At 42.0% G+C, this 6,492-nt stretch carries 6 protein-coding genes; 3 read left to right on the forward strand and 3 right to left on the reverse strand.

Annotated features, from left to right (window positions below; translation table 11 throughout):
• Positions 1-80: 80 nt before the first annotated feature.
• Genes ABE021_RS06495 through ABE021_RS06505 form a run of 3 tightly spaced genes read left to right on the forward strand, consistent with a single transcriptional unit; the run spans position 81 to position 3,648 of the window.
• Positions 81-1,442, forward strand: coding sequence for a spore germination protein (locus tag ABE021_RS06495; RefSeq protein WP_430287554.1), 1,362 nt, complete (start codon positions 81-83; stop codon positions 1,440-1,442).
• Positions 1,439-2,533 carry a GerAB/ArcD/ProY family transporter gene (locus ABE021_RS06500; RefSeq protein ID WP_430287555.1) on the forward strand — a complete coding sequence of 365 codons (1,095 nt, stop codon included), beginning with the start codon at positions 1,439-1,441 and terminating at the stop codon, positions 2,531-2,533. The genes ABE021_RS06495 and ABE021_RS06500 overlap by 4 nt, the downstream gene beginning before the upstream one ends.
• Positions 2,530-3,648, forward strand: a complete 1,119-nt coding sequence (locus ABE021_RS06505) for a Ger(x)C family spore germination protein (protein ID WP_430287556.1) — start codon at positions 2,530-2,532, stop codon at positions 3,646-3,648. Before ABE021_RS06500 ends, ABE021_RS06505 begins: the two co-directional genes overlap by 4 nt.
• A gap of 51 nt (positions 3,649-3,699) precedes the next feature.
• Here the strand turns inward: ABE021_RS06505 and purB are convergent, their stop codons facing one another.
• The 3 genes from purB to ABE021_RS06520 are packed head-to-tail and all read right to left on the reverse strand — an operon-like array spanning position 3,700 to position 5,755.
• Positions 3,700-4,995: an adenylosuccinate lyase gene (gene purB, locus ABE021_RS06510; RefSeq protein WP_430287557.1), complete on the reverse strand. Its 1,296-nt coding sequence runs from the start codon at positions 4,993-4,995 to the stop codon at positions 3,700-3,702.
• 32 nt (positions 4,996-5,027) lie between these two features.
• A complete protein-coding gene (locus ABE021_RS06515) occupies positions 5,028-5,222 on the reverse strand; it encodes an NETI motif-containing protein (RefSeq protein ID WP_430287558.1) in 195 nt (64 codons plus the stop codon).
• Positions 5,219-5,755 carry a DUF2179 domain-containing protein gene (locus tag ABE021_RS06520; RefSeq protein WP_430287560.1) on the reverse strand — a complete coding sequence of 179 codons (537 nt, stop codon included), beginning with the start codon at positions 5,753-5,755 and terminating at the stop codon, positions 5,219-5,221. Before ABE021_RS06520 ends, ABE021_RS06515 begins: the two co-directional genes overlap by 4 nt.
• Between the last annotated feature and the right edge of the window lie 737 nt (positions 5,756-6,492).

Raw genomic sequence — 6,492 nt, forward strand, 5'->3', positions numbered from 1 at the left:
CTTTTTCATCAGGAATAAAATCATTCATTTCCGGTTAGGCTGAGTACACTATATGGCTGACCGGAAAGGAGTGAGATGGGATGACAGAAAGCAAGAAACAAGAGATGCCGCCGTTCATGAAATCCATATCAGATTCACTGCCTTCTTCTTTCGATGTGTTGCATGTCCCTCTCGCACTCGATGGCACCCATGTCCATCTGCTGTATATGAAAACTGTCGTGGATGGAACTCCCCTCCAGCAATCCATCATCAAACCCTTTTTTGAGATCGATAATGAAAAAAAATTTGCTGCTTACATACAAGGTCTTCCGAATCGATTGGATCCTCCCCAACCCGATGAACTTCTCTCCATGATCACTTCAGGCTTTGTACTCATCTATGCGGCCTCCACGTACAGTGTTCTTGAGTTCAGGAAATTAGGCAACACACAGCAAACTATGACAGTTTCAGAAACCACGATACACGGCCCACAGCTCGCTCTCAGTGAAGATTTGGAAACGAATGTAAGTATCATCAGGCAGCATTATCATCAACCTAATTTGTACATCGAAACTCAGCAATTAACCGACAAAAGCAAAATGGCCATTGCAATACTTTACGATGAAAAAGAAGTGGATGTCGATGTGCTGCGTCGGGTGAAAGAAAAGCTGGATGCTTTGGACGAACCTCTCATTCAGTCCGCTGGAGAACTCGCTGTTCGCCTCACAAGCAGGCGTTTCACCCTGTTTCCGACTTCAATCCTTACTGAACGTCCCGATCGGATTGTCTACAATTTAACAGGGGGAAAAATCGTTTTGCTTGTTGATAATTCTCCGTATGCCATTATTTTACCGGTCGTCTTTTTCGACTTCATGGTTTCAATGGAAGAGAACTATCATACTTATATCATCTCCCTGTACAATACTTTACTCGGTTGGTTCGGCTTGTTGAATTGTTTAATATTACCGAGTTTGTATGTTGCATTTACTGCCTATTCTCCGGAAGTCTTAAGCCCTGAACTGACACTGACCATTGCAGGAAGTCGGATCGGAGTTCCTTATCCTTCCTTTATAGAGGTCATTATCATGCTTTTGTTTGTAGAGCTGCTGACAGAGGCCAGTGTACGGCTTCCCAGATCAATAAATGCAGCCGCAACTACTGTGGGTGGATTGATCTTAGGAACGGCTGCAACGGAAGCCTCGCTCGCCTCCAATGTCCTCATCATGGTCATTGCGGTTGTGGCGATTTCCACATTTGTTATTCCTATGAACGAACTTGGTTTTGCCGTAAGAATCGGACGTTTGTTCCTGATTCTGTTTACAGCACTATTTGGGTTGATCGGCTTGATATCGGGAACACTTTTACTCATTATCCATCTCACAAACCTGGATAGTTTTGGCGAACCGTACTTACGAATCGGATGGCGCAGCAAGCGGAGTGAAAAGATGGTGAACAGCGAATGAGCCGTTTTTTATATTACTTGATATTTACCAACATGATGGCGATTATCACTACTCCCATTCCCCGGATATTATTGGTACAATCCGAAGATGGCGCAATTGGTTCTATGTTAGTCGGGACCGCAGCTGGCATGATATTTATGTATATAACCATAAAGTTTTTCATTCGATTTCCGGGAATGGACTTCATAGACTTGCTGCAGGCATACACATCCAATAGGGTTCGCATACCTGTCACAATATATTTCGCAATATTTTGGTATATTTCTGGACTGATCACGCTCATCATGACCGTTTTTTTACTAATCACCTTCCTGACTCCGGTAATGTCTATCTATACAATTACTTGTTCCATAGTAATCACTGTTTTTTTTGGTGTATTACTGAAATCCAAAAGTGTTTTGTTTACGATGGAAATCGTGGTTATTCTCCTGATTCCTGTTGCATTGCTCATGTTCTTCAAGCTCTTTACTGCTAGTGAGGTGGACTGGGACCAAACCCGTTTAGCAATTATGCATATCAATCAGATGCCTAAATATAGCTCGATTGTTGCAACGTCCTTTATGTTTCTAGGCTGCAGCAATCTCATCATCTTCAACCGGTACTTTAAAGAACAGCAGCATGTCTCCATGCTCTCTTTAGTTTTCATTAGCCTTTTCGCGGTACTCATGCTGGTCACATCGTATTTCATACCCATCGGTCTTTCCGGATTCGACCGGATCGAACAACTCATCTTCCCTTGGACTTCTTCTGCTGATTCGGTTCGTATGAAATTCGGAATCATAGAACGGGTCATATTCATTTTCATGTTTCTTTTTGTGACGCTTGCCTTTGTCAGCATCATCATCCATTGGCACATCTCCTATAAATTAATCCTTAGCGTGTTCAGACTGAAAGCATTACAGTTTCAACAACAGAATTTCACACCTTTTCTAGTTGTCCTGGTTTTTTCCTTACTTGGTATATGGCTTACGGCACTCCTTACCCAATATCAGCTCTATCACTATACATCACTTTTCTACTACACAATCCCGCTATTCGTAGCCATACTTTTCTTTACCATGATGGCTATTAAGAAAGGGGCTTCCAAATGAGTACAATGTGGACGAAAGTTATCATGTGTTCTGTTCTTTTAATTTTATTTACTTCCCTGCTTTCAGGCTGCGCATACAAAGGTGTGGATAAACGTTCATTTGTAGTCGGAATTGGTGTAGACCCTGCCGAGGACACAGACAAAAAGTTTAAAGTGACGGTTAAACTGGCAAAGCCTATTGCCTCCTTAAAATCTTCTACAGCAAACGAATACACTTTCTTAGAGCATGAGAGTAATTCAGTTGCGGAAGCCATCCGTTTTCTGGAAACACAAGATGATAAAGTGATGGATTTCAGTCAAACAAAAATTCTCGCCTTGAACGAGGAGCTACTGACAGGTGATCTATTTCCTTTAATGGATTATTTCGTTCGACGCGGTGATCTTCAACTCATTTTATATGTACTCATGGCTAAACCGACTGCTGAAGAAGTATTAAAAGTTCAACCGCCACTTGAAGCGGCCGGTGAAAATTTCCTCTATAATTTCTTCGACAATACAGGCACGGAAAGCCCTTACGTCACGACCACTTTCCTATTCGAGTTCCGTCGTGAATACGATACGGTAGGACAAAGTTCCGTGCTTCCTGTCGTGGAAGCAAACGAGGCAGGTACTAAGGTTACAATCAACCACTCGGTTGTTTTAAAGAATAGTGTACAACCTGTTATATTAACACCTATGCAAACCTTATTGAATAATACTCTTATGGTGGGGGCTAATGGATACGGATATCGCATTGAAAATGAAGGCTTCAAGCTCCTGCTCAACCTGGATCGTGTAAAAATGAAAGTGAAAGTGCATGATAAAAAGGGACAAAAGCCTCGAGCAGAAGTCCGCATAAAGGCAGTCGGAGCGATTAACGAATCCAATAAGGTTTTAAAGCTAGAACAGATCGATTATTACAGCAAAATAGCTGGAGAAAGTTTGGAAGAAAAAGTGAAGGATTTATTTGTACATCTTCAAGAGAAGAATGTCGATCCATTTGGATTTGGTATGAAATACCGTTCTACAAGACTAAATACTAAGGATAAGTTGGATAGGTGGAAAGCCATTTACCCAGAACTTGAATTTGATGTAAAAGTGGACATGCAGCTGAAATCAGTCGGGGCAATGAATTAAAAAAAAGGTTTCGGCATATGTGCCGAAACCTTTTTCATTGTTATATTCGTATTAGACTAAACCGATTCTTTCAAAAATCAGGTCAATCTTTTGTAGGTGATAATTATAGTCAAAGCATTCTTCAATTTCCGCGTCAGTCAAGTGACCGGTAATCGTTGAGTTTCCTTTAACCAATTCTTTAAACGAACGTTGTTCATCCCATGACGTTGCTGTTAATGGCTGTACTGTATCATATGCCGCTTCGCGGGACATCCCCTTATCAATCAGGGACAACAACACACGCTGAGAGTAAATCAAGCCAAGCGTACTGTCCATGTTGCGCTTCATATTCTCCGGATAAACCGTCAAGTTCTTCACGATAGTGCTAAAGCGATTCAGCATATAATTGAGCGCAATCGTTGCATCCGGCAGAATCACCCGCTCTGCGGATGAATGGGAGATATCCCGTTCATGCCATAACGGCACATTCTCATAAGCTGTCAACATATAGCCGCGAATCAGACGGGAAAGACCCGCCATGTTCTCAGAACCGATTGGATTGCGTTTGTGCGGCATTGCAGAAGAACCCTTTTGCCCCTTTGCAAAGAACTCTTCCACTTCCCGTGTTTCAGACTTTTGTAGTCCACGTATCTCAACAGCGAACTTCTCAATAGACGTCGCAATCAATGCCAACGTCGATACATAGTGCGCATGACGATCACGCTGCAACGTCTGTGTAGAAACAGGTGCTGGAATCAGACCTAACTTCTCACATACATACTGCTCCACAAACGGGTCAACATTCGCATAAGTGCCTACTGCCCCGGAAATCTTACCGGCTTGGACAGATGCAGCTGCTGCGTCAAAACGCTCCAAGTTGCGTTTCATCTCTTCATGCCACAAAGCTAGCTTGAGACCGAATGTAGTCGGCTCTGCATGTACACCATGCGTACGCCCCATCATAACAGTATGCTTGTGAGCTTTCGCTTTTTCAGCAAGTATATCAATGAATCTCACGATATCTGCACGTAAAATTTTGTTGGCTTGAAGCAGTAAATACGAAAGCGCTGTATCCACTACATCAGTTGACGTAAGTCCATAATGGACCCATTTGCGTTCTTCCCCAAGTGTTTCAGAAACAGCCCGTGTGAAAGCGACGACGTCATGGCGGGTTTCCTCTTCAATTTCAAGAATCCGTTCAACAGAAAAACCAGCATTTTGACGGATTTTCTCGACGTCTTCTTTTGGAACATCCCCAAGCTCTGCCCATGCTTCACTTGCTAATATCTCAACTTCCAACCACGCGTTGTATTTATTTTCATCCGTCCAAATCGCTCCCATTTCAGGGCGTGTATAGCGTTCGATCATCCTCTAGTTCCTCCTTGGAGTCCATGACTCAATCATTCACTAACTTCCAGCACACCTTTCAATTGGATCATCTGGCGAATCGGCACGTACTGGCCATCCCGTTCTTCAAATAACGGCTCTTCACGACGTCCTGCAGGTATGTATCCCTCTGCTTTCATGCGTTCTATACAATCCGAAATTGTCTCATGTTCTTCAACTTGAAACCATACTGTTTTTCGTCGTTTCACTTAAATAACTTCCCTTTTTTAACAGTCTTGACCCAGAATCCTCCACGAATGGTTTTAGGTTCGTAGGAGATGACGAATGCTTTAGGATCCAGTTCGGCAATCGTCGTATAAAGCTTCAACTCATATTTACGTGGTGTCAAGATCTGCATGGCAGAGCGATTCCCCTCTAATCCATGGGCAGACCAGTCTGTTACGCCGTAACCTTTCGTACGTAACGTCGAAGCCAATTCCTTGTTGACCTCATCTGTAATAACATTAACTGTAATATAACCAAGTGCCATTTTCTCTTCAATTTTAGTACCTACAACCACGCCCGAGCCAAAGCCCAACGCATAAGCAACTAAATTTTGAATTTGATCCAGACTGTCCAATACTAACCCTAAACCTACTACATAGATGACCACTTCGAACATACTAACGAGGGCTGCAAAGTAGCGATATCCCTTTAGAGTTAAAATCATACGAATCGTGGAAAATGTTACATAAACGATATTAATCACAAATATGATTAAAACCATTATCCAAGGATTCATGTGGCACCCCTCCATTCTACAAGATACATGGTACATGGGAACCGCTGTGATTACAAGCGAATTCCATGTATTTTGTCTAAAATCGAAGCCCTGGAATACTTTATCAAGTAATACCCATCTCATTCTATGAATGGCTCAGAACACTAGAATGATGGGGATGGATCTTGTAAAATGCTTCGAACCTTCGAAATGGGTTTGTAAAACTTTGATTGCGCTAATAATCGCTTGAATTTGATTAAGCAATTGACATGGTGCTCTTTCTTCGAATAAGTCGGTGAGTTTATGAGCACTTTTAAAGGTTTATGAGCGGTTTTTCTGATTTATGAGCGGATTACATAGGTTATGAGCGAATGACACAGGTTATGAGCGAGGTTGCACATTTATGATCACATTTACGTTTTTATGAGCGGTTTTCCAGTTTTATGAGCACATGACTAGGCATCGGGTAAGATTCACTGGTGCTTCTTGCTATGAGGAGAGTTTGCTGCCACATGCCTCACAGTCAATCCTTCCAAGAGATAAGATGTAAATTCTTTACATAGGATTTAATTTTCAAGAAGTTCTATGCAACCTCAACCTTAATTCATCTAGTTACGCAACGGATTCATATCTTAAATAACACAACATTTTAAAACTGGATAATTTTATAAATACACCTTGTTCCATCCTACTACTACCGGTTCAAACGTAACAGACGACTTTTTTCAACTAATACGACAAAAAAGCGAGCCGAGGAA

Origin of the sequence: Sporosarcina gallistercoris (assembly GCF_050459885.1) — a bacterium.
GTDB lineage: Bacteria > Bacillota > Bacilli > Bacillales_A > Planococcaceae > Sporosarcina > Sporosarcina gallistercoris_A.

Excerpts from the sequence above, each read along its gene's own strand:
- ABE021_RS06495 (WP_430287554.1), top strand. The coding sequence starts at position 81 with ATGACAGAAAGCAAGAAACAAGAGATGCCGCCGTTCATGAAATCCATA.
- ABE021_RS06500 (WP_430287555.1), top strand. The coding sequence starts at position 1,439 with ATGAGCCGTTTTTTATATTACTTGATATTTACCAACATGATGGCGATT.
- ABE021_RS06505 (WP_430287556.1), top strand. The coding sequence starts at position 2,530 with ATGAGTACAATGTGGACGAAAGTTATCATGTGTTCTGTTCTTTTAATT.
- ABE021_RS06520 (WP_430287560.1), bottom strand. The coding sequence starts at position 5,755 with ATGAATCCTTGGATAATGGTTTTAATCATATTTGTGATTAATATCGTT.
- purB (WP_430287557.1), bottom strand. The coding sequence starts at position 4,995 with ATGATCGAACGCTATACACGCCCTGAAATGGGAGCGATTTGGACGGAT.